This window comes from Aciduliprofundum sp. MAR08-339, assembly GCF_000327505.1.
Taxonomy (GTDB): domain Archaea; phylum Thermoplasmatota; class Thermoplasmata; order Thermoplasmatales; family Aciduliprofundaceae; genus Aciduliprofundum.
In genome coordinates, this window is record NC_019942.1 from 744,861 (window position 1) to 764,899 (window position 20,039).

17 protein-coding genes and 1 tRNA gene are annotated in these 20,039 nt (G+C 45.4%); 10 read left to right on the top strand and 8 right to left on the bottom strand.

Going from position 1 to position 20,039, the window contains the following annotated elements; translation table 11 throughout:
* The first annotated feature begins 63 nt into the window (after window positions 1-63).
* The gene (locus tag ACIM339_RS04080; protein WP_015283344.1) at window positions 64-1,080 is read left to right on the top strand and encodes a DUF1611 domain-containing protein; all 1,017 of its coding nucleotides are present in this window, start codon (window positions 64-66) and stop codon (window positions 1,078-1,080) included.
* Between the two features lie 112 nt (window positions 1,081-1,192).
* The gene (locus tag ACIM339_RS04085; RefSeq protein WP_015283345.1) at window positions 1,193-2,053 is read left to right on the top strand and encodes a ribose-phosphate diphosphokinase; all 861 of its coding nucleotides are present in this window, start codon (window positions 1,193-1,195) and stop codon (window positions 2,051-2,053) included.
* Between the two features lie 3 nt (window positions 2,054-2,056).
* Here ACIM339_RS04085 and ACIM339_RS04090 read toward each other — a convergent pair whose 3' ends face one another.
* A complete protein-coding gene (locus ACIM339_RS04090; RefSeq protein ID WP_015283346.1) occupies window positions 2,057-2,755 on the bottom strand; it encodes a hypothetical protein in 699 nt (232 codons plus the stop codon).
* A 74-nt stretch (window positions 2,756-2,829) separates the two neighbouring features.
* Between ACIM339_RS04090 and sdaAB the strand changes: the two genes are divergently transcribed.
* Together sdaAB and sdaAA are read left to right on the top strand one after the other, a co-directional pair.
* The gene (gene sdaAB / locus ACIM339_RS04095; RefSeq protein ID WP_015283347.1) at window positions 2,830-3,492 is read left to right on the top strand and encodes an L-serine ammonia-lyase, iron-sulfur-dependent subunit beta; all 663 of its coding nucleotides are present in this window, start codon (window positions 2,830-2,832) and stop codon (window positions 3,490-3,492) included.
* Window positions 3,482-4,339 (top strand): L-serine ammonia-lyase, iron-sulfur-dependent, subunit alpha, encoded by an 858-nt coding sequence (gene sdaAA / locus ACIM339_RS04100; protein WP_048103773.1) that lies wholly within the window; start codon window positions 3,482-3,484, stop codon window positions 4,337-4,339. The genes sdaAB and sdaAA overlap by 11 nt, the downstream gene beginning before the upstream one ends.
* On the opposite strand, the gene ACIM339_RS04105 is transcribed toward sdaAA, so the two are convergent.
* Entirely contained in the window at window positions 4,333-6,747 is a 2,415-nt protein-coding gene (locus tag ACIM339_RS04105; RefSeq protein ID WP_015283349.1) for a plasma-membrane proton-efflux P-type ATPase, read from the bottom strand. The two genes, sdaAA and ACIM339_RS04105, sit on opposite strands and share 7 nt — an antisense overlap.
* A gap of 67 nt (window positions 6,748-6,814) precedes the next feature.
* On the opposite strand from ACIM339_RS04105, the gene ACIM339_RS04110 reads away from it, so the two are divergent.
* On the top strand, window positions 6,815-7,552 hold the full coding sequence (locus ACIM339_RS04110; protein ID WP_015283350.1) for an NAD-dependent deacylase: 738 nt from the start codon (window positions 6,815-6,817) through the stop codon (window positions 7,550-7,552).
* On the opposite strand, the gene ACIM339_RS04115 is transcribed toward ACIM339_RS04110, so the two are convergent.
* A complete protein-coding gene (locus ACIM339_RS04115; protein ID WP_015283351.1) occupies window positions 7,503-8,348 on the bottom strand; it encodes a DMT family transporter in 846 nt (281 codons plus the stop codon). The genes ACIM339_RS04110 and ACIM339_RS04115 overlap by 50 nt on opposite strands.
* On the bottom strand, window positions 8,341-8,871 hold the full coding sequence (locus ACIM339_RS04120; protein WP_015283352.1) for a 3-isopropylmalate dehydratase small subunit: 531 nt from the start codon (window positions 8,869-8,871) through the stop codon (window positions 8,341-8,343). Before ACIM339_RS04120 ends, ACIM339_RS04115 begins: the two co-directional genes overlap by 8 nt.
* A gap of 164 nt (window positions 8,872-9,035) precedes the next feature.
* Here ACIM339_RS04120 and ACIM339_RS04125 point away from each other — a divergent pair, with 164 nt between their 5' ends.
* Window positions 9,036-14,102 (top strand): ATP-dependent helicase, encoded by a 5,067-nt coding sequence (locus tag ACIM339_RS04125; RefSeq protein ID WP_015283353.1) that lies wholly within the window; start codon window positions 9,036-9,038, stop codon window positions 14,100-14,102.
* A gap of 144 nt (window positions 14,103-14,246) precedes the next feature.
* Here the strand turns inward: ACIM339_RS04125 and ACIM339_RS04130 are convergent, their stop codons facing one another.
* Complete coding sequence (locus ACIM339_RS04130; protein ID WP_015283354.1) at window positions 14,247-16,070, bottom strand: ATP-dependent DNA helicase; 1,824 nt, start codon at window positions 16,068-16,070, stop codon at window positions 14,247-14,249.
* Between the two features lie 74 nt (window positions 16,071-16,144).
* Between ACIM339_RS04130 and ACIM339_RS04135 the strand changes: the two genes are divergently transcribed.
* The 4 genes from ACIM339_RS04135 to ACIM339_RS04150 are packed head-to-tail and all read left to right on the top strand — an operon-like array spanning window position 16,145 to window position 18,885.
* Window positions 16,145-16,894 (top strand): tetratricopeptide repeat protein, encoded by a 750-nt coding sequence (locus ACIM339_RS04135; protein ID WP_015283355.1) that lies wholly within the window; start codon window positions 16,145-16,147, stop codon window positions 16,892-16,894.
* Window positions 16,884-17,372, top strand: a complete 489-nt coding sequence (locus ACIM339_RS04140) for a GtrA family protein (protein WP_015283356.1) — start codon at window positions 16,884-16,886, stop codon at window positions 17,370-17,372. The genes ACIM339_RS04135 and ACIM339_RS04140 overlap by 11 nt, the downstream gene beginning before the upstream one ends.
* Window positions 17,302-18,150: a ketopantoate reductase family protein gene (locus tag ACIM339_RS04145; protein WP_048103775.1), complete on the top strand. Its 849-nt coding sequence runs from the start codon at window positions 17,302-17,304 to the stop codon at window positions 18,148-18,150. Before ACIM339_RS04140 ends, ACIM339_RS04145 begins: the two co-directional genes overlap by 71 nt.
* Before the next feature lie 36 nt (window positions 18,151-18,186).
* Window positions 18,187-18,885 (top strand): GtrA family protein, encoded by a 699-nt coding sequence (locus ACIM339_RS04150; RefSeq protein ID WP_015283358.1) that lies wholly within the window; start codon window positions 18,187-18,189, stop codon window positions 18,883-18,885.
* Between the two features lie 2 nt (window positions 18,886-18,887).
* On the opposite strand, the gene ACIM339_RS04155 is transcribed toward ACIM339_RS04150, so the two are convergent.
* The 3 genes from ACIM339_RS04155 to ACIM339_RS04160 all read right to left on the bottom strand — a co-directional run bounded on the left by ACIM339_RS04155 (window position 18,888) and on the right by ACIM339_RS04160 (window position 19,983).
* Window positions 18,888-18,969, bottom strand: a tRNA-Ser gene (locus ACIM339_RS04155).
* A 66-nt stretch (window positions 18,970-19,035) separates the two neighbouring features.
* Complete coding sequence (locus ACIM339_RS07830) at window positions 19,036-19,278, bottom strand: DUF4405 domain-containing protein (protein ID WP_015283359.1); 243 nt, start codon at window positions 19,276-19,278, stop codon at window positions 19,036-19,038.
* A 9-nt stretch (window positions 19,279-19,287) separates the two neighbouring features.
* On the bottom strand, window positions 19,288-19,983 hold the full coding sequence (locus tag ACIM339_RS04160; RefSeq protein WP_015283360.1) for a DUF2202 domain-containing protein: 696 nt from the start codon (window positions 19,981-19,983) through the stop codon (window positions 19,288-19,290).
* Window positions 19,984-20,039: the final 56 nt, after the last annotated feature.

Consider the following 20,039-nt stretch of genomic DNA (forward strand, 5'->3'; position numbering starts at 1 on the left):
ACCTTGTTTTTATAGTTTGCGAATGGGCAAATTCATTATATACCCGATACCCGATTATCCACCATGAGGCTGGCAATACTGGCCCACGATACCTTTGTGGGATATGGAGGGAAAACAGCGAGGGGTGTGTATTTTTACTCGCCCAATGAGATTGTTGCCATAGTTGACAGGAGCCATGCTGGTATGGATGCTGCCCAGTTGTTCCCTGGGAGAAGGCACGTGCCCATATACGCGAGTTTGAAGGAAGTTAAGGATGATTTTGACGTTCTCATCGTTGGCTACTCTCCCATCGGGGGCAAACTTCCAGAGTTTTTCAGGGAGGAGATAAGGATAGCTCTTGTGAGGGGCAAGACGGTGATTTCCGGGCTTCACGATTTCCTGAGCGAGGATCGGGAGTTTAGTAAACTTGCTGAGGAGTATGGGGCAAGGATATGGGACGTGCGCAAGCCCCCAGAGAATTTGCGTGTTGCAGATGGAAGTGGAAGAGGAGCACCAACGGTGCTCGTGGCGGGTACAGATTGCAGTGTGGGAAAAATGATAACCACCGTTGAACTATACAAGGAATCCAAGTTGCGAGGGTTGAACTCTGCCTTCGTTGCCACGGGTCAGACCGGCATAATGGTCGGCTGTGATGAAGGTGTTGTTATTGACAGGGTTCCCGGAGATTTTATGGCGGGTGCCGTGGAGGACATGGTGAACAGGCTACGTGATAGAGATTTGATATTCGTTGAGGGTCAGGCAGATTTGACCCATCCCGCTTACAGTGGAGTGACACTGGCAATACTGCATGGTTCCTATGCCAAGAAGATTATACTTGCCCATGACCCTACCAGAAGGGATCATCACCACTATGATGGATATCCAATCCAGCCCCTTGAGAGGAGCATAGAACTCTATGAGAAACTGGCAGAACCCATATCGGGGGGCAAGGTGATAGGGATAGCCATCGATGGGGAGCACATGAGTGATGAGGAGATTGAGACATACAAGGAGAAGGTTGAGAGCGAACTGGGTCTGCCTGCTGAAGACGTGCTGCGTTTTGGGGCAGGCGAGTTCTTTGATAAGATGTTCAAATTTTAATTCTTCTCCATTTTATGCCTGAAATGGGCGTAAAGGGCATCAAACTGTGCATTCTGCCCCCTATGCTCTGTTTTTGGAAAAATATTTTAAATTGAAGGTTCATAACCCCCATATGAAGGTTGTTGCAGGCAGTGCATCCCTGGGTCTTGGGGAAAAGGTTGCCCGTGAACTGGGTTTTGATTTTGTGAGACCCCACGTTGAGAGATTTCCTGATGGGGAGCTGTACGTGCGTATAGATGATGATCTTGATGATGAGGTTTTGCTGATACAAACAACACATCCAAATAAGAAAATAATAGAGTTATTTTTACTGCAGGATGCACTGAGGGAGATGGGAGTAAAGAGGATCATAACTGTAGTTCCATATTTTGGTTACTCTCGGCAGGACAAAATCTTCAGGCCTGGAGAGGCTATAAGTGCCCGGGTTATGGCAAGGCACATAGGTATGAATTCGGATTATTTCATAGGAATGGATCTTCACTCCGAGAACGTTTTGCAGTGGTTTGATATTCCCACCATGCACCTGCATGCAACCAAGCCAATTGCAGAGTGGCTCAAGTCAAAGGGTGTTGATATGGTCATATCCCCTGATAAGGGAGGATACAAGAGGGCCCGATACGTGGCCAATGAAATGGATGTGGAATTTGATTATCTTGAAAAAACACGATTGAGTGGCACGGAGGTTATCATAAAGCCTAAGAACTTGGATGCTGATGGAAAGACGGTGGGCATAGTGGATGACATAATATCTACGGGAGGCACCATAGCAAGGGCAGCCGAGCAACTTCGTGAGCAGGGGGCAAAGAGAATATACGCCGTCTGCACCCACGGGCTTTTCATAGGCCGTGCCATGGAGAATATGAAGAGAGTGAACGACTTTGCAGCCACGGATACAATTGAAAGTGTGCATAGTAAAATAACCGTTGCGAGTGTGATAGCAAAAGCCATTGGAAAACTCTCTTCAATGCAATAAACTCTATCCGAGTACGTCCACAAGTTTCATGATTTTCCTTACCTTATCCGCATTGGATTTTGTTATGCCCATAATTTTTACTGTGCCGGCTGTGCTGCGATAATTGGAGTTTGTTATTTTAATTTTTAATTGGCCCATTTCAACCATGCCCCTTCCCACCTGAGCATCTGGAAATTTGCTCTCCAATCTCCGTATGACCTCCCCTCTCAGATCAGGGATATCGTATATCCTTTTCACTCCCTTTTCAATGGTATAACCTCTGATTCTAAGGTGGAGAACGTAAAATCCAAATATAATTGAGCCCACTCCCGTGAAGTACAGGAAGATTTTTAAGCCCAGATAATTCATACCAGAAGCCCTATGGATGATCATTACTCCTAAAGCCATAAATTCTGCAGAGATGAAGTATGACAGGTACACTATGGCGTTTGTATGGTTGTCCGGTTTCCATCCCTCCAGTTTTCTCTCTTTAAAATATGGGTAGAGTAGGAGTAAATAGTAGAGGAGAAGAATTGCCCAGAAAGAATAATACTCCAAGGAGAGAGATGTGATGTATTCATCTGTTGTGATAAATAGCATAACGTAAGGAAACAGGAGGGCAAGGATAGCAGCGAAGAGTATCACCCTGAATTTCCAGGTGAAGTACCATAAATCCCTGTTTTCAATGGGCAGAGAATCCAGTAGCTCACCGTATGAATTCATCCCTCACCAATCTCCCTGATCGTTTATAATTTTTTTGGAAATAATTTTAATAGCCGGAAACCCTATGCACCCATATGTCCCTGCTGGATGTTGTGGGTCCCGTGATGGTTGGACCCTCAAGTTCCCACACCCTTGGAGCACTTCGCATTGCTAGATTTGTGCACAAGTTCGTGGGAGGTGTTCCCGATAGGGTCATCTTTCACCTTCACGGCTCCTTTGCAGATACCGGATTTGGACACGGAACCGATAAGGCCCTAATTGCTGGTATTATGGGTATGCGTCCAGACGATGAGAGGATAAGGAATGCCCTGGATATTGCAAGATCCATCGGTCTCAGGTATGAATTTGAGAGCAGCGACTTGGGTGATGTGCATCCAAACACCATTCTCATAACAACATTCAAGGATGGACATACGTGGGAGATAATGGGCTCATCCATAGGCGGTGGAGAAATAAGAATAACCAGGATAAATGATTGTGAGTGCTCCCTGTCTTGGGAGTACCACACCATGGTGATGGTCATAAGGGATCTCCCAGGAACAGTGGGGGGAATTCTGGAGGATTTGAAGGTCAATATTTCAAATCTTTACGTTAAGAGAACTGATGCCCTTCACAGGATCGCTGTGGCTATAATTGAAACAGATGAGGAACCATCTGAAAGGTGCAGGAGGGAGATTATGAGCAATCCGTATGTGCTTGAATTTTACTACATAGGTCGTGATGAAGATGCGTTTTGAAGATTTTGTGAAAAAATGGAAGGATGGCAGGGCCTTACCCGATGTAATACTTGAGCAGGAAATGATAGAGACCGGTGTGCCTGTGGAACTTCTGAGGGAGGAGATGAGGAAGCTTCTCAATGTGATGCTCGAGGAGGCTGAGAAGCAGTATGGTAAGAAGCAGAAAACCCTTGCAGGGCTAACGGGAGAGAACGGATTTAAGTTATCCCTTAGTTCTCCAAGGTTTGTGAGTGAATTTTCCCACACGGCGATGGTTGTTGCCCTGTCTCTGGCGGAAAGCAACGCCTCCATGGGCCGGGTTGTTGCCTGCCCCACAGGTGGTGCTTGTGGTGTTGTTCCTGGTATTCTCTATGCACTCAAAAAGCATCTTGGAGCCAGAGAAGAAGCCCTGTTAAATGCATTTATAGTGGGAGGGGGCGTTGGTTGGGTAATTGAAAAGAATGCCACCATCTCTGGTGCAGAGGGTGGATGCCAGGCGGAGATAGGGACCGCAGCGGCCATGGCATCCTCTGCTCTAACTTATTTTGTATCTCAGGATGCTGTGAAATGCTCCCATGCAGCCGCGTTAAGCATAAAATCCCTAATGGGATTGGTATGCGATCCGGTTGGGGGATTTGTTGAGGTACCCTGTGTAAAGCGCAATGGGGTTGCTGTTAATGTGGCAATATCCACCGCCGAGATGGCAATTGCAGGTATAGAAAGCGTGATTCCCTTTGATGAGGTTGTGGAAGCAATGCATCGTGTTGGAAAGAATCTTCCTGAGAGTTTGAGAGAAACGGGTATGGGAGGTATAGCCGCAACTCCAACCGCTAGGAGAATAATCAGGGAACTCAGTAAAAATCAGTAGAGGGTGTGAATGTATTTCAGGGTCCAGGCCTTAACCTGATCAAGAATGAACATCCACAGGAGGGCATAGCCCCATACGAGTCCTATGAGCCACCAGTTTATGGGCGTTATGAAGATGCCGAAGGCCGCAATGAGGGTGGCTATTGCCTTTGTGGCAACCGCTGACCAGAAAAGCAATCCTCCGGGATATGGTTTGCTCCACAGAAATTTCTCACTTCTCGTGATGAATATTGTGAGATGTCCAGCCACGGCTAATTTGAGAAATATGAACGTTTGAATTGCTCCCAACCCAAGCATAAGAACATCCTTGGCTATGTAAAATAGCAGGAATGAACTGATCACCCCTGTGAATCCTAGTACGGAGGAGAGGAATATGACCTTGTGCATATCCCATTTAACCGGCCTATTGTGCACATTCACGTTGTCGTAGGCAATTGCCAAAATGGGCACATCGTTTAGAAGGGCTATCAGAACTATCATAACTGCAGTTATTGGATAAAAATTGAAGACAAGGATGGATAGGGCTATGAAAAATAGAACTCGAACTGTCTCCGTTATTCTGTATACCACATAACTCTCCATCCTTGCGAATATCCTTCTTGCTTCCTTTATGGCATCTGCTATTACCATCAATCCCGGTTCGAGAAGTGCAACCGCCGCTGCCGCTCTTGCAGCGTCCGTTGCCCCAGAAACCGCTATACCGCAATCGGCCTTTTTTAGTGCAGGTGCATCATTAACACCATCTCCCGTCATCGCTACCAGGTGCCCCTCCTTTTGCAGGGCATTAACAATATCGTACTTGTCCTCCGGAAAAACCTCTGCAAATATGTCTGCCTTTTCTATGATGTGCCCTATCTCTCGTCCCTCCATCTTTTTCTTTCTGAGTTCCTCCATGGATATGGCATTTTTACCTATTCCAAGCATCTCCCCTATGTGTTTGGCTATGGAGGCATGGTCTCCCGTTACCATCTTCACCTTCACACCCAGAGCTTTTATGGTTTTTATTGCCCTGGGAGCATCGGGTCTCGGCGGGTCAAAGAGGGGTATTATTCCCACAAAATCCCAATGATCATTGAAATTTACAGCGACGCCCAGTGTTCTGAACCCGTGCTTTGCATAACCCTCAACTATTTTTTCCACCCTTTTCTTGTCCTCCTCATCCATTTTGCACAGGGAAATTATAACCTGGGGCGCACCTTTGGATACCTTGAAGTTTTTAACCCCTGAGATTTCAGCCTCGGTTCTCTTACTTACAGGGTCAAAGGGAACAAAGTTGCTCTGTCTGTAATCTTTGAACTTTTCTTCCAGTTTGTAATCCTTAAGAGCCTTGAGAATGGCAAGATCTATTGGATCCTGATCCTCCTCCCTGGAGGCCAGCGCTCCGTAAAATATGACATCCTCCCTTGAGTAATTTCCAAAGGCCACAGCCTTACCTGTGGTGAGGTTGTTCTTTGTTAGCGTGCCCGTTTTGTCTGAGCAGAGGATATCCACTCCAGCAAGTTCATCAATGGCTGTGAGTTTCCTTACGATGGCATGCTTTTTGGCCAGATTAAAAGCACCAACGGCCATGGTTATTGATAGTACGGCGGGCAACGCTGCGGGAATTGCCGCCACAGTGAGCACGAGGCTGAATCTTAGGGTATCCAGTATACTCTCCTGTCTGTAGAGTGCAACGAAGAATACAATGGACACCAGAATTATGGCGAGAAGTATGAGGTAGTTTCCAACGCGCAGTACCATTTTCTGGAAAGTGCTAACAGTCTTTGCCTCCTCAACGAGTTTTACGGTTTTACCAAAATAGGTGTGAAGCCCCGTGGCAACCACAATGCCCGTCATTTCTCCCTTTTTCACGAGGGAACTTGAAAATATTATGTCTCCCTTTTTCTTGGTTACGGGCAAAGATTCGCCTGTCAGGGCAGATTGGTCCACCGAGAGAAATGAACCTTCAATGAGCTTTATGTCTGCAGGTACTATATCACCCATCCTTATGCGCACCATGTCTCCGGGAACAAGGTACTTCCCGGGTATGACCTTCCACCTCCCATCCCGTAGTACGCGGGCTCTAACGGCCATTTTGTTCTGTAGGTACTTGATCACGTCTTCTGCCTTCTTCTCCTCCCAGAACCCCACAATAGCGTTCAGGATGAGCAGGGAAAAGATTATCCAGAAATCTTCCCAGTGATGCACCAAAATGGACAGGGCAGCCGCAATTTCAATCATCCAAGGAATCGGGCCCCAGAAGTACGAGAGAAATTTGATAATCGGGTTAACCCTTTTTTCCGGTATTTCGTTGAGTCCATATCTTTTTAACCTTCTCCTTGCCTCCTCCTCTGACAGTCCATTTTTTGATGTTTTCAATACATCCATTACCTTCTCAACATCCATTGATTTGTAATTAACATCGTGCATCCGCTCACCTTCCTAAATGCAATGTTCTCAAGGTTAATATTTTTAACGTTTGTGGAGATAGGGAATTATGTGTCACCAAGGGTTAATAGAGATTCTTCTGGATGCTAAAAAAATAGTTGCTCTGACAGGAGCGGGCATAAGTGCTGAGAGTGGCATACCAACCTTCCGTGGCTCTGGAGGGCTGTGGGAGGGCTATCCCGTGGAGAAGGTTGCAACGGTGGAGGGATTTGAGAGAGATCCTGAACTTGTTTGGAGATTCTACGATGAGATGAGGATCAACATAGCAAGGGCTGAGCCCAACGAGGCCCATATGGTTCTGGCAAAGATGGAGAATCACTACGATTTATGGGTCATAACTCAGAACATAGATGGTCTGCATACGAGGGCAGGAAGCAGAAATGTGATTGAACTGCATGGAAACATATGGCGCACAAAATGCACGGAGTGTGGGAGGGTTGATTACAATTATGATGTGCCTTTAAGGGAGATACCTCCAAAATGCGGGAAATGTGGAGGTTTATTGAGGCCTGATGTTGTTTGGTTCGGTGAGCCAGTCTACGATGCGGATAAAGCGTACAAACTATCGGAGGAGTGCGACGTGATGTTTGTCATAGGCACCTCCGCTCAGGTTTATCCGGCGGCTTACCTGCCACGGGTGGCCTGGAGTCATGGAGCCAAAATTGTTGAGATAAACTTAGAGAAAACACCCGTGAGCAGATACGCAGATTTTGTGATCCGCAAGCCTGCAACCGTGGCTATGAGGGAGATCTATCAAGGGCTACTAGGAGCATTCCAAGGAGAATGAGAATAGCTCCGACCATTCCCCGCGTTGTGAGTCCCTCCCCCAGTAAAATGTATGAAAAGATACCAGCAAAAACGGGCTCTGTTGTGTATATTATCGCAGCCTGGGATGAGGGTAAAACCCTCTGGGAGTGTGTTTGTGCCAGAATCGCAATGCCTGTTGCAAATATGCCCGTGAATATCACACCAAAGAGCATCAGTGGGCTCCACTCAATCTGAAATCCCTCAAGGCCCCACCCTCCCGCGGAAAACAGGGCCACAAATCCCAGTTCTATTATGGTCAGTTCCGTGGGATCGTGTAGTCTGCTGTACTTTGCAACCAGGACCACTTGCACGGCATAGGCGATGGCGCATAGGAGTGTCAGGAAATCCCCAAAGTTCATTCCACCACTCATGTTTGATAGCAGATAGAGTCCCAACAAAGAAAGAAGTATGGCCGCGGCAACCTTCAGTGATATTTTTTCCTTCAGCAGGAATATGGCAAAAATGGGTGTGAACACCACGTACAGACCCGTGATGAACCCGGAGTGGGATGAGGATGTGTACTTAAGCCCTATGGTTTGGAACATATAACCCAGAAAAAGGAATATGGAGAGTACTAATCCTGGGAGCAGTTCCTCCCTTTTTACCCTCAAATTCTTCAAAAGGAAAAGGGCAAGAAGCGCAAATCCCAAGAGAAATCTGAGGGTGATGAAACCCATTGGTGTTATGTATTCCAGGGAAGCCTTTACAAGGGGAAATGTGGCACCCCACACCACAGATACGAGGAAGAGAGATATTATGGCAGTGACTCTACGCATTTTCCAACCGCTTTCCGTACTCAAATATTCCTCCAGCGTCGTATATGTCCAGGGCCACCTTTGACATGGGTTTTGCCTTGAAAACGAGTTTTCCGTCCCTGAGTATCTCCCCCGTTTCCAGGTTTATCTCAACCGTATCTCCTGAGCTTAGACCCGAGTTGAATATTCCTGGGGCCTCTATGAGTGGCAGGCCTGAGTTTATCACGTTTCTCTTGTATATGGCTCCAAATGACTCTCCTATTATTGCCGATATTCCGAGGGCTATGAAACAATCCACAGCCTGCTGCCTTGAAGAGCCGGCTCCAAAATTGCGTCCAACCACTAGAATATCCCCCGGCTTCGCCTTCTTTGGAAAATCCTCCCATCCAGGTAGGTTTGAGAATGCGTAATTGCCCATCTCCTTCATGTCGGTGATGTAGAGATACCTGTTGTGGAAAATCATATCCGTGTCAATATTGTCAATCCTTTTTCCATCCTTGTCGGTGATGAGCCAGATTCTCCCTTTTATTTTTCTTGGTTTCATGGATAAGCAAATTCCCATCTTCTAAATAAATTTTCCTCAACCGAGATTTTTATTCCCATCATCAATCCAGTGCTCTCCCGGGACGATGGTTGCACCTCTTATTTCTTCCAACGGCAAAACTTATATGCCTTTATACGCTAATCCTAAAATTCTGAGGGTATCATATGCACAGGGCAGTTAAACAGTACAGTATGGAGGAGGTACTATCGCTTTTTGATCCCATTATTCGGGAGTGGTTCAGTTCAAAGTACACAACACTCACGGAGCCCCAGAGTTATGCAATACCTCTCATACACAGCGGTAAGAATGTTCTCGTATCAAGCCCCACTGGAAGCGGAAAAACCTTAACCGCGTTCATATCGGTAATCAACGAACTTTTTTTGCTTGCTAAGGATGATAAACTTGAGGATAAGGTCTACTGCGTGTACATATCACCACTGAAAGCCCTTGCAAACGACATACACAGAAATCTGGAAATTCCTCTTGCCGAGATAAATTCCCTTGCGAAGAGTAAGGGAATGAAGATTCCAAAGATTCGCGTTGCAGTGCGTTCAGGTGACACGAGCACATCAGAGAGGCAGAAGATGCTTCGCAAGCCACCCCACATATTCATCACCACTCCAGAATCCCTGGCTCTGGTTCTCACGGCTCCCAAATTCAGGGAGAGGTTCAGGGATGTGCGCTATGTGATTGTGGACGAGATTCACGAGCTGGCCAACAACAAAAGGGGGGTAATGCTCTCCCTAAACCTTGAGCGTCTGGGTTATCTCGCAGGAGAGTTTCAGCGCATAGGGTTGAGTGCAACTCAGGCACCAATTGAGGAGATTGCAAAGTTTCTGGGTGGCTATGCTGGAGATAAGCCAAGGGACGTGCATATTGTTGAAGTTGAGGCCAGAAAAAAACTGGATTTGAAGGTTCTCACTCCCGTGGAGGACCTGACCATGGTTCCCTACGAGGTTGCCAACGAGAAAATGTACGATATGCTTGTGGATATAATCAACAGGCATCGCACAACACTCATATTCACAAACACCAGGAGCGGCACAGAGCATGTTGCCTATAAACTGAAGGAGAGGGGGGTGGATAAACTTGAGGCACATCATGGCTCCCTGAGCAAGGAGACGAGACTGCGGGTCGAGAGGGCCCTTAAAAATGGGGAGTTGAAGGCGGTGATATCCTCCACATCTCTTGAACTGGGAATAGATATTGGCTACATTGATGTGGTTGTGCAAATAGGCTCGCCCAAGAGCATAGCCAAGGGACTGCAGAGAATCGGGCGCAGTGGTCATGCCTATGGAGCCACCGCCAAGGGCAGATTTCTCGTGTTTGACAATGATGATTTGATTGAATGCACTACCCTTGTAAAATGCGCCTACGATGGAAAGATTGACAGGGTTAGCATTCCGAAGAACTCACTTGATGTTCTGGCTCAGACCATTGTTGGAATGAGCATAGAGAAAAGGTGGAGTGTGGATGAAGCGTATCGACTAATCAGGGGCTCATACTGCTATCATGATTTATCCCTTGAGAAGTTTCTGGATGTGCTCAGGTACCTTGGGGGACATGTGCTTGGCGATACCGTTTACTCCAAGATCTGGTTTGATGAGGAGGACATGGTATTTGGACGCAAGAGGAGCAGTCGCATGATTTACTTCATGAACATGGGTACAATCCCCGATGAGGCGGATTACCTTGTTATGGATAATACCTCAAAGAGGTTGGGCACCCTCAGTGAGAAATTTGTGGAGCGCCTCAGAAAGGGTGATGTCTTTGTCCTCGGTGCGAGAAGTTATGAGGTTTTGAGCATACGCACGGGAAAGGTCATAGTCAAGGATGCAACCGGAAAGCGCCCAACGGTACCCTCCTGGGTGGGAGAGATGCTGCCCAGATCCTTTGATTTGAGCATTGAGGTTGGGAAATTCAGGGAGTTTGTGGAGAGGAGCATAAGGGATAATGGTGAGAGAAAAACCATTGAGATCCTTATGAAGGATTACTACCTCGATTACAAGGGTGCGAGAAGCGTGGTATCGTATATAAAGCAGGGTATGCACCACATCGTTCCCACCCATAGGAGGGTGGTCATAGAGGGTTATGTTGGCCTCTCAGGAAAGCACAACATAATATTTCATTATCCCTTTGGAAGGAGGGTTAACGATGCCCTCTCAAGGGCATACGCCTACAAACTCACGGAGAAATACGGGGTAAATGTGGGAATAAGCATAACGGACGATGCATTTATGCTGACCCTGAAGAGAAGGGTGAAACTTGATGAAATGAAGAGCATTTTGTCCTCCGATGAACTTGAGGATACCCTTCGCCGGGCTATATTCAACACGGAACTTTTCAAGCAGAGGTTCAGGCATGTGGCATCCCGTTCGTTTATGGTTCTTCGCCGTTACAAGGGCCGGGATATATCGGTGGCAAGGCAGCAGTTGAGAAGTGACAAAATTCTAAAACTTCTAAGCGAGATTGAGAAGTTCCCCGTGATGGAGGAAACATTTAACGAGATATTCAATATAGTCATGGATCTACCCAACGCTCTCAAAGTTCTGAAAGATATTGAAAATGGAAAAATTGAATTGGAGGTCATACCTTACAGTGATGCACCCAGTGTATTTGCCCATTCAATTATCCTGTCGGGTATCTCTGACATTGTGCTTATGGAGGATAGGAGCGCTCTGCTCAAGGAGCTGCACATGAAATTACTTGAAAGGGTCATTCCAAAGGAAGAACTTGCCTCCATGTTTGATGAGGCACAGGTGATGGCTCATTTTCAGAACAAGTTCAAGATCCGGACACCGGAAGATATCATTGAGTTCCTCAAACTTGCCCCAGGTGCGGATGTGCTGCGCCGCAGGGGCATCAATGTGTTTGAGTTCTCCGAAATGCAGGTTGATGAGTTGAGGAGTAAAATTGAAGAGTACATTTGGGATGGGAGCATTGTCTCAGTTTACACGACCCGTCTTCTCTGGACCACCGAGGAAAACTATCCTATATTTTCAACCCTTTACGCCAGGGAACCAAGGAGTACAATTGAGTTTGAGGGGATAAAAAGGGCCGAGGATATATCCAAGGAAAAAGGTCTCCGGGTACAGGAAGTTCTTGAGGTTTTGCACGATATGGAAAAGGCCTATTTGGTGGGAAGGAGAGTCCGTGGTAAGGAGACATGGTGGTACATGAGAGAGCCCCTGCAAATAAATAGAGAATACGCCCTTGAAATGCTTATAAAAAAACTCCTGTACTTCCGTGCGCCGCTCACATTTGAGGAGATTGTATACTCCTTGCACATCTCGGAGGATGAAGTTCAAAAGGCCTTGAAGTACCTTGTTGAGGAGGGTGAGGTTGTCAGGGGCAATTTCTTGATAGGCTATGGAGAGCAGTACATGCTTCGTGACGATTATGAGTCCCTTAGGAAAGAATCTGGAATGTGCAGAGAGGCTCTGCAATCATACAGATTTGGTAAAATTGTGAGGGATATGAGCCTTGATGAATTTTTTGACAGATTCTTGGTTGCATTTAGCGAAGATTCACTCAGAGCCCGGGGCTGCTATGATGATTTTCAGAATACCCTGCGTGAGGGAAAGGTGATTTATGGGAGATTCATGGGTGGCAAACTCTGCTATACGAATTTAAAGAATGCTCCTCTTTTGATCTCTGTTTACAGAAGGGAAAAATTGAGTGAAAATGAGGAGAAGGTGCTTTCCCAAATTGCATTGCTTGGAAGCAGGGCCACCTACGCCAAGATAAAGGAGATGAGCAATCTTTATCCCCACGAGGTTAAGAGGATAATTGAAAAATTGGAAAACAACCTTTACATTTACAGAAAGGTGGTCTTCAACAAGGCTCCCCAGTCCTATCCCTTTGGAATAATGAAAATGGATCCTCGGGGTGATGAATCCGAGTTCTTCCAGAGAATTGTGAGGGGATATGGGCCCTTGACTAAAAAGGATATTGAGAATCTCACCTTCCTGGATCCCAAGGACCATCTGGGCATGTTCAAGAAGGTAAGTTCGGATGGAAAACTGTACTACCATATGGATGATGATTTCTCGCTCCGGGGCAAAGGCTCTTGTATTTTACCTTCAACGGATCCCTACGTTTACACTAGATTGAACGAGATATACGATAGGTTCGGTGAGGTTTTGAGCAATGTTTACGTAAAGGATGGAAAAATACTATCAATTTTGGATATGAAGAGGCATGCCGATTTTATCCTTGTCAAGGAGACCTATGGGGATAAGGAACTTTACGAAAAATTGAGGGATGAGGGAATAGTGCTAACTTCTGAGAATCCTGAGAGCAGTGGGTACAGAAAGATAGGTGATTATTACATTTCAGGTGATGTTGATGCGCGGGTAATTGAACCTGAGAAGATGCTGAGGTACCTCCTCTGGAAGAATCGTGTTATTGCGGGAAGAAAATTGAAAACCACGCTGGACGTATCAAAACTACTTATGGGGCTTCACAACGATTTTGAAACAATTCGCGCCTACAGACCCATTTCCATTGATAAATATTTCCGCTCGGAATTGTTGTATGAGTCTGTGGATTTAATGGGGCATACAATTTATGCGGTTCCCGAGCATATATCCATATTTCAGGCCATAAGGCAGGAGGAGATCGATGAGGATATGCGCGTTGTTCTGAGCATATTGCAGAAGTTCAAGAAGATGAATTTCCAGAGTTTACTGGAGGAATCTCCCCTAGGGAGGGAGAGAACATCTAGAGCCGTTGACTCCCTCTACCATGCCAATTATGTGGCAAAATATCCTGGTGGTTATATTCTTGTGGAATCAAAATACTCAAGGGAGTATGCCATTGAGAAGTTCATAGATAACCTTATCAAGGCCTTTGGTCTAATAAGTCCAGAAATCGTTGAAATATTGAGTGCGAATCATATTTCCCCATGGGAGGCTGTTAAAGTTCTCGATAATCGCCCACTGGTAAAGGGTGCGTATCTCAACGATGGAAAGATCTACAGATTACCGGGCAACGATCTCCAGGAAATGGATTTTGTGGAGATATACGATAGCACAATAATTCTTGAGCCGAGGGATCCCCTGGTGCATATCCTGCAGCTGTTTCTTCCCATAGAATTTTCAGGATTCGTTGTCATAAAGGAGGGTAAATTTGCTGGGGTGGTTAAGGCAATTATGAGAAAAAAAGGCCCAAGGATTCAGAAATTCAGCAGTGATGATGCCAGAGATGCATTTTTGAGATTTTTCTCATAGCTGGGAAATTGTGAAAATAACGGCATTTGTTATCAAATAGCACGGCGAATGTTTTAAATACAACATACGCATATCCATTTACAGGTATACGAATTGTATACACTCATCAATCACATATCACGATGACGCCCCTCCTCCCCTTTTTCATTTCCTGAAAAAATTCTCAATTTCCTCTTTTATGTTCTCTGCCTTTTGCATGGGTATCTCCCTTCTGAAAGAGGCCGCTCTCTTATCCAGGATTATTGCGATTCCCCTGTCCTTTGGACCTCTTATTAAACGGCCAATTGCCTGTCTCATCTTTATCAAAGCAGGTGTTCTAAATGTGTATTCCCATCCGTTTCCAAATTTCGAATCGTAGTACATTTCAAGGGTCCTGAGTTTGGGGGTTGGTTTTGGATAGGGAATTCCCACTATTGCCACGATTTCAAGCTGCTCCCCTGGAAAATCGAGTCCCTCAAATACCCGTCCACCAATCACTGATAAAAGTGTTCCTCCCTCGCTCCTGAATTTCTCAATCATACCGTGCAATCTGTACGTTTTCATTCCCCTCTCTTCGGCCATAACCTCCATACCTATCAGTTCCCTTATCTTTGAGAGAATTGAATAGGAGGGGAAGAATATGGCGGTGTTTCTTCCCATGGATATTATTTCCTCAATGTATTCCGCGTACCTCTCGATGTGTTTTTCAACCTCTCCGTACTTTGTGGTCACGTCGTCCACATAAAGCACCTTTAAATTCTCCCTTGGAAAGGGCCAGGGGTACCTCTTAACCATGGTTTTCTCAGGAAGCCCCACAAGATTTCTGTACTCTTCAAGTTGCAGGGTGCCCGAAAGGTGAATGGAGGAATGCACCCCCAACAGAACCTCGGTAACCAGGCTAGGATCCATTGAATAAATTTCAAGGGAAGGATTGCTACTCCATCTAACGAGCCTTACGTATTCGTAGGAATAGCTTCTCTTCCAGAGGTGTAGAAATGAGCCTGCGTGGTGAATGTGGGATCTTGGAAGTTTCCTTTTTTTGATTCTCTCTTCCCTTACCATCTCTCCATAATAAATGAGGTTTTTTGCAAGTTCTTCAATACTGTTTATGCCCGTTCCAAGAAGCAGGGATAGCGAATCTTCAAATGCATAATCTGGTATTATCCCCTCCTCATCCTGCACGAATTTCTCCATGCTGTATATTGCCTCTTTCAAAAACTCGGCCAAGTCGGCGAGATTATGCCCAAGTACCTGGGGATTTCCGAACTCAAGGGCTTCCCTTTCCATACTCTCCAGCGATTTAACTGATAGTTCCATGCTCTGGAGTTCCCTTGCAAATTCAGGGATGTTGTGGGCCTCGTCCACGATCAGTATCATCTCCTGAAGGGAGACTCCCATCTTATCCAGTATGCTTCTTCTTATGAATGGGTAAAAAAAGTAGATGTAGGGAAAAACCACAACAGTGGCCTCCTGAATGGAATCCTTAAGGGCCTCATAGGGGCATATTTCCATCTCCTTTCCAATGAGGAAAATTTCCTCCGCAGGGTGCCCCTCCATTATTATTTTTCTAAGTTTTTCACCCCGCTCAATGTAGTTACTGAAATATGGGCATGCCTCATCTTTTCCGCTGAGAACATCCTTTTTAAGTTTGCCGCATAGTAAGGCGAGTTCCTCTGGAGTGCCGTCCTTCATATCTTCTCTTTCTCTTGATAGGGGGCATAGGTGGGATCTTCCCTGCATTGCCACAACACTAACTCCGAGTTTCTTTGCCTCTTTTATCACCTGCTGCTCCTGAGAATTTGTATGCACGAGATACAGTATCTTCATACCGTGTTTAAGGGCATATTTTACAGAGGGATATAGGGTTGCTATGGTTTTTCCGGAGCCTGTTGGAGCCTCGAAAACCATGTGAAAAGAATTCTCCAGTGCGTTTTCAATGTCCCTTACAATTGTGCGCTGCACTTTCCTGAACTCATATGGGAATTCCACAGAAAGAATAAAAAGATGGCGCTTATAAAACTTCCCCAGCAATACTTTTTTATGGGATTAGGTGATGTATCTTCATGGAGCAATGGGAAGAGGACGTTCAAAAATACCTTCAGATGGGGCTTTATCAGCCAGCGCTTGAACTCATAGAGGAAGTTCTGAAAAAGGGGCGGGATAAAAAGGCCCTCACCTACAAGGCCTATATATTAAGGTCCATGGACGATGACGAAGGGGCCCTTGAGATTGTGGATGAACTGCTTAAAGAGGGCGAGGATGAGGATCTCCTGCTTTTAAAGGGAATGATTCTCTTTGATAATGAGAACTACAAAGATGCGGCCAAGTACTTCCGCAGGGTGACTGAAATGGACCCTGAAAATATAGATGCATGGTACAATCTCGCATCCTGCTATGATGCCCAGGAAAAATATGACATTTCTGAGAAGTACTACTCAAAATTGGTGGAGATCAATCCGGAGGATGCCGAGGCATGGAACAACCTCGCGGTTTCCCAGCTCTTTCAGGAGAAGTACGAGAAAGCCCTTGAATCCGCAGAGCATGCGCTCCAAATTGAAGATGATTACGATAACGCTTGGTACAACAAGGGTCTGGCGTTACACTATCTTGAAAGGTATAAGGAGGCAATAAAAGCTTTTAAAAAATGCATAGATATTTCGGACGACCCGGATGCCTGGTACGCCATGGGTATTTCCTATGCCAATATGGATATGATTGAAGAGGCAAAGCGTGCCCTGAGGGAGGCGCTGAGAAGAAGTCCTGATGATGATGAGATTCGAGAAGCCCTAGAGGGTCTGGAGAATGGACAGTAAAAATGAATTGATCACCTTCATAAAATTTACCCTTGTGGGAATTTTAGGTGCAGGGGTTGGCTCGCTGATTATAATGGAGGCAACTCATAGATTACCTCCAGAGGCCAGTCCATACGCATTTATACTGCCTTATCTCCTGTCCGTGGAGGCCGGAATTTTGGTAACATTCTATCCCAATGATGTTTGGGTTTTCAGGAAAGAGAAATATAAACTGACCATGTGGCAGAGGTTGGTGGCATATCATATTGCACTTTTCGGCGGTTTTGTTGTTCAGACCCTTGTGTTTGGCGTATTGTTGATTCTATCCTTACCCATTAAAATTGCCTATTTTGGTGGAGTTGGTGGTGCAGCCCTGTGGAACTATCTGGTGAGCAGGAAGGCCGTGTTCGCTGAGGAGGGAGGTAGGGATGAAAATAGCGGTATTCGGAGCAGGATCTCTGGGAAGCGTCTTGGGAGCAATACTCTCCAGAAAAAATGATGTTCTTCTCATAACAAGAGGAGAGCATTTAAGGGCCATACAGGAGAATGGATTGCGGGTTGAGGGCATGGTCAATGATTTATTTCACATTGATGCACTGGACCATTACCCTGGTGGTTTTGATCTCCTCATTTTGACGGTAAAGGCCTACCAAACAGAGAGTGCGGCGGAGGAGATAAAAAAGCAGTATGATGGAGAGCCAGTGATAACATTTCAGAATGGTGTTGGTGTTGTTGATATTCTAAAAAAATATGGTTTTGATGTAATACCTGGAGTTACGACCATGGGCGCAACCAGAACCCTGCCAGGTGTGGTTATGTATGCCGGATACGGCGATACTTTTATTGGAGAGGAAAATGGAAGGTTTAGTGAGAGAGTTATTCATTTTGCTGAAAATTTTACAGAATGTGGGTTGAGGGTTGAGGTTGTTAACGATATAATGGAAAGAAGGTGGGTTAAAGCAGCCATAAACGCCTGTATAAATCCTTTAACCGCCATAATGCGTGTTCCCAACGGAAAACTTGCTGATAAAGAGCTTGTTGAGATAGTAAAATGCGTGGCTGATGAGTGCTCCGCAGTTCTTTCCGATATGGGCATTTATGCGGATGTGTTCTCGCTCGCCATGGATGTAATTGAAAAAACCGCTAAAAATCGGTCCAGTATGCTGCAGGATATTGAGATGGGTAGAAAGACGGAGATAGATTTTATCACCGGACCATTTATTCAGGGTATGTGCAATAAAATGCTTTACCACATGGTCAAATTTATGGAAAAATGATAAAAAATTATAAACCAAGGATCAATGTGGGATTAGATGGATATTGAAGATAAGGTCAGAAAAAAACTGGAAAATTGCGATCTTGTTCTGGTTTACAGGGAGAGTATCAAGAGCAGAATCATTATGATGCTCGTTAAAACAATTTTTCCAGGGATCCAGTACAATCCCCTATCTCCTGTCTTTGGGTATCACGGCGAGGTTTATGGCACCGAGAAGGATGAAAATCTAACAAAAATTTTGCTGGACGGGAAATTCAAAAATGTATGTGTGATTGATGAGAATGTAAAGGGAAACAAAAGGCGTGTGCGGGATTTTCTCAGGATGATGAGAGAGTATGGGGCATTTTTTGTGTTCGTAAAGTACGGTTTAACGGGAGTTTCAGGCGTTCTGATAAACATGGTGTTTTTCTTTTTGTTCTTCAAAATTTTGGATTTTCCCGATATACCCTCATTGGTCTTGGCCATTGAATTAAGCATCATAATTACCTTTCTTATGAACAATTACTGGGTATTTTCCAGCAGGATTTACTCGCGCTCTGTCTGGTGGAGGATGGCCGCCTACCATTTCACGCTTATTATGGGCATAATCATAAATGTGGGGACCTACTGGCTTCTCAAGACGATGGGCATACATTACATGCTCGCCGATTTTGTTGGCATAGTACTTGCAAGTTTGTGGAACTTCTATTTAACCAACGCCCATGTGTTCTTTGCAAAGTATCAGAAACAAAAGTGATGCGCGGGGAGGGGGATTCGAACCCCCGCGGGCAACAGCCCAATGGCTTAGCAGGCCATCGCCGTACCGCTCGGCCATCCCCGCCTGAGGGTAAATGTGGAATTTGGTATATTAAATTATTCTTTTCTTCTTCTTGCAAGGATTCTCATCTCACTTGCATACATTCCAAAATTTAAGGCAATGTGGATGAATATCAGAGCACTCATTATAAAGGCGGTGTATGTGTATAAGAGTGAGAGCATCCCTGGTTAATCCAAAAAATGACCACGAAGTCTCCCTTGCCAGCCTTCCGCTCGGAGAGATGTAAAGACCCACACCTGTGAAAAAGACAACAAAAAATGAAATGAAGAGGAAGGTGGATGTTGTTGCCCTCGCGTATACAATTTTTCCCATACTACCACCTCACGGATTTTCACCGCTAATTATTCTGTCGTACTCTTCCTTGCCCAGGTACACAGGTTGATACTCGTAGTTATACATCCTTTTCAATGTGGAAACGAACGCTCTCAGATGGTTCCCTGAGCCGTTGGTGAGGTTTGTGTAAACATATTTTATGTCCTGATTGTCCGTTTTATTGAGCCAGTGCTGTATATCCACTATATCAAGTTCTTCAATATTGGCACCCACTATAAGTGCACTCTTTTCAGATTCGTTTACCCTTTCCACAAGTTTCCAGTAGAGTGCCTGTATCGTTGAGTTTTTAAATACACCTTCTGGCTCGTTTTTTGCAGGATCAGTTATGTTGTACTTCTCAAGGAGCACAGAGACCATATATGTGTGAGTGCTCTCAGATTTGGCAATGTTCTTAAATATTCTCGTTCCATACTTGTGGTATGCATAAATGTACACATCATGGGCCATTTTTTCCTCTTCTCGCATGTACTGCAATCCCTGGATCTCCTCCTTGCTGAGATTCTGGTAAGGCAGGGAATATACATATTCTTTTATTGAGGTCCATTTATGCTCAGGAGTACCTCCGGAAGGATTGCTTTCCTGCGTATTCTCTGCACCAGGCTGTGAGATTACGTAGTATGCACCTGCCCCCACAGCAACTATTGCCAGAACAATGGCAATTCCGTACATCAAAGCCTTTTTCATTCGATCACCTGACAGAAAATCCAGAGGTATATATATGTCCTTTATGGTACAACAGT

Coding starts and splice junctions, on each gene's coding strand:
- ACIM339_RS04105 (WP_015283349.1), bottom strand. CDS start 6,747: ATGCACGATGTTAATTACAAATCAATGGATGTTGAGAAGGTAATGGAT.
- ACIM339_RS04090 (WP_015283346.1), bottom strand. CDS start 2,755: ATGAATTCATACGGTGAGCTACTGGATTCTCTGCCCATTGAAAACAGG.
- ACIM339_RS07830 (WP_015283359.1), bottom strand. CDS start 19,278: ATGGGAAAAATTGTATACGCGAGGGCAACAACATCCACCTTCCTCTTC.
- ACIM339_RS04150 (WP_015283358.1), top strand. CDS start 18,187: ATGGATATTGAAGATAAGGTCAGAAAAAAACTGGAAAATTGCGATCTT.
- ACIM339_RS04120 (WP_015283352.1), bottom strand. CDS start 8,871: ATGAAACCAAGAAAAATAAAAGGGAGAATCTGGCTCATCACCGACAAG.
- ACIM339_RS04080 (WP_015283344.1), top strand. CDS start 64: ATGAGGCTGGCAATACTGGCCCACGATACCTTTGTGGGATATGGAGGG.
- ACIM339_RS04145 (WP_048103775.1), top strand. CDS start 17,302: ATGAAAATAGCGGTATTCGGAGCAGGATCTCTGGGAAGCGTCTTGGGA.
- ACIM339_RS04135 (WP_015283355.1), top strand. CDS start 16,145: ATGGAGCAATGGGAAGAGGACGTTCAAAAATACCTTCAGATGGGGCTT.
- ACIM339_RS04125 (WP_015283353.1), top strand. CDS start 9,036: ATGCACAGGGCAGTTAAACAGTACAGTATGGAGGAGGTACTATCGCTT.
- sdaAA (WP_048103773.1), top strand. CDS start 3,482: ATGCGTTTTGAAGATTTTGTGAAAAAATGGAAGGATGGCAGGGCCTTA.
- ACIM339_RS04085 (WP_015283345.1), top strand. CDS start 1,193: ATGAAGGTTGTTGCAGGCAGTGCATCCCTGGGTCTTGGGGAAAAGGTT.
- ACIM339_RS04115 (WP_015283351.1), bottom strand. CDS start 8,348: ATGCGTAGAGTCACTGCCATAATATCTCTCTTCCTCGTATCTGTGGTG.
- ACIM339_RS04160 (WP_015283360.1), bottom strand. CDS start 19,983: ATGAAAAAGGCTTTGATGTACGGAATTGCCATTGTTCTGGCAATAGTT.
- ACIM339_RS04110 (WP_015283350.1), top strand. CDS start 6,815: ATGTGTCACCAAGGGTTAATAGAGATTCTTCTGGATGCTAAAAAAATA.
- sdaAB (WP_015283347.1), top strand. CDS start 2,830: ATGTCCCTGCTGGATGTTGTGGGTCCCGTGATGGTTGGACCCTCAAGT.
- ACIM339_RS04140 (WP_015283356.1), top strand. CDS start 16,884: ATGGACAGTAAAAATGAATTGATCACCTTCATAAAATTTACCCTTGTG.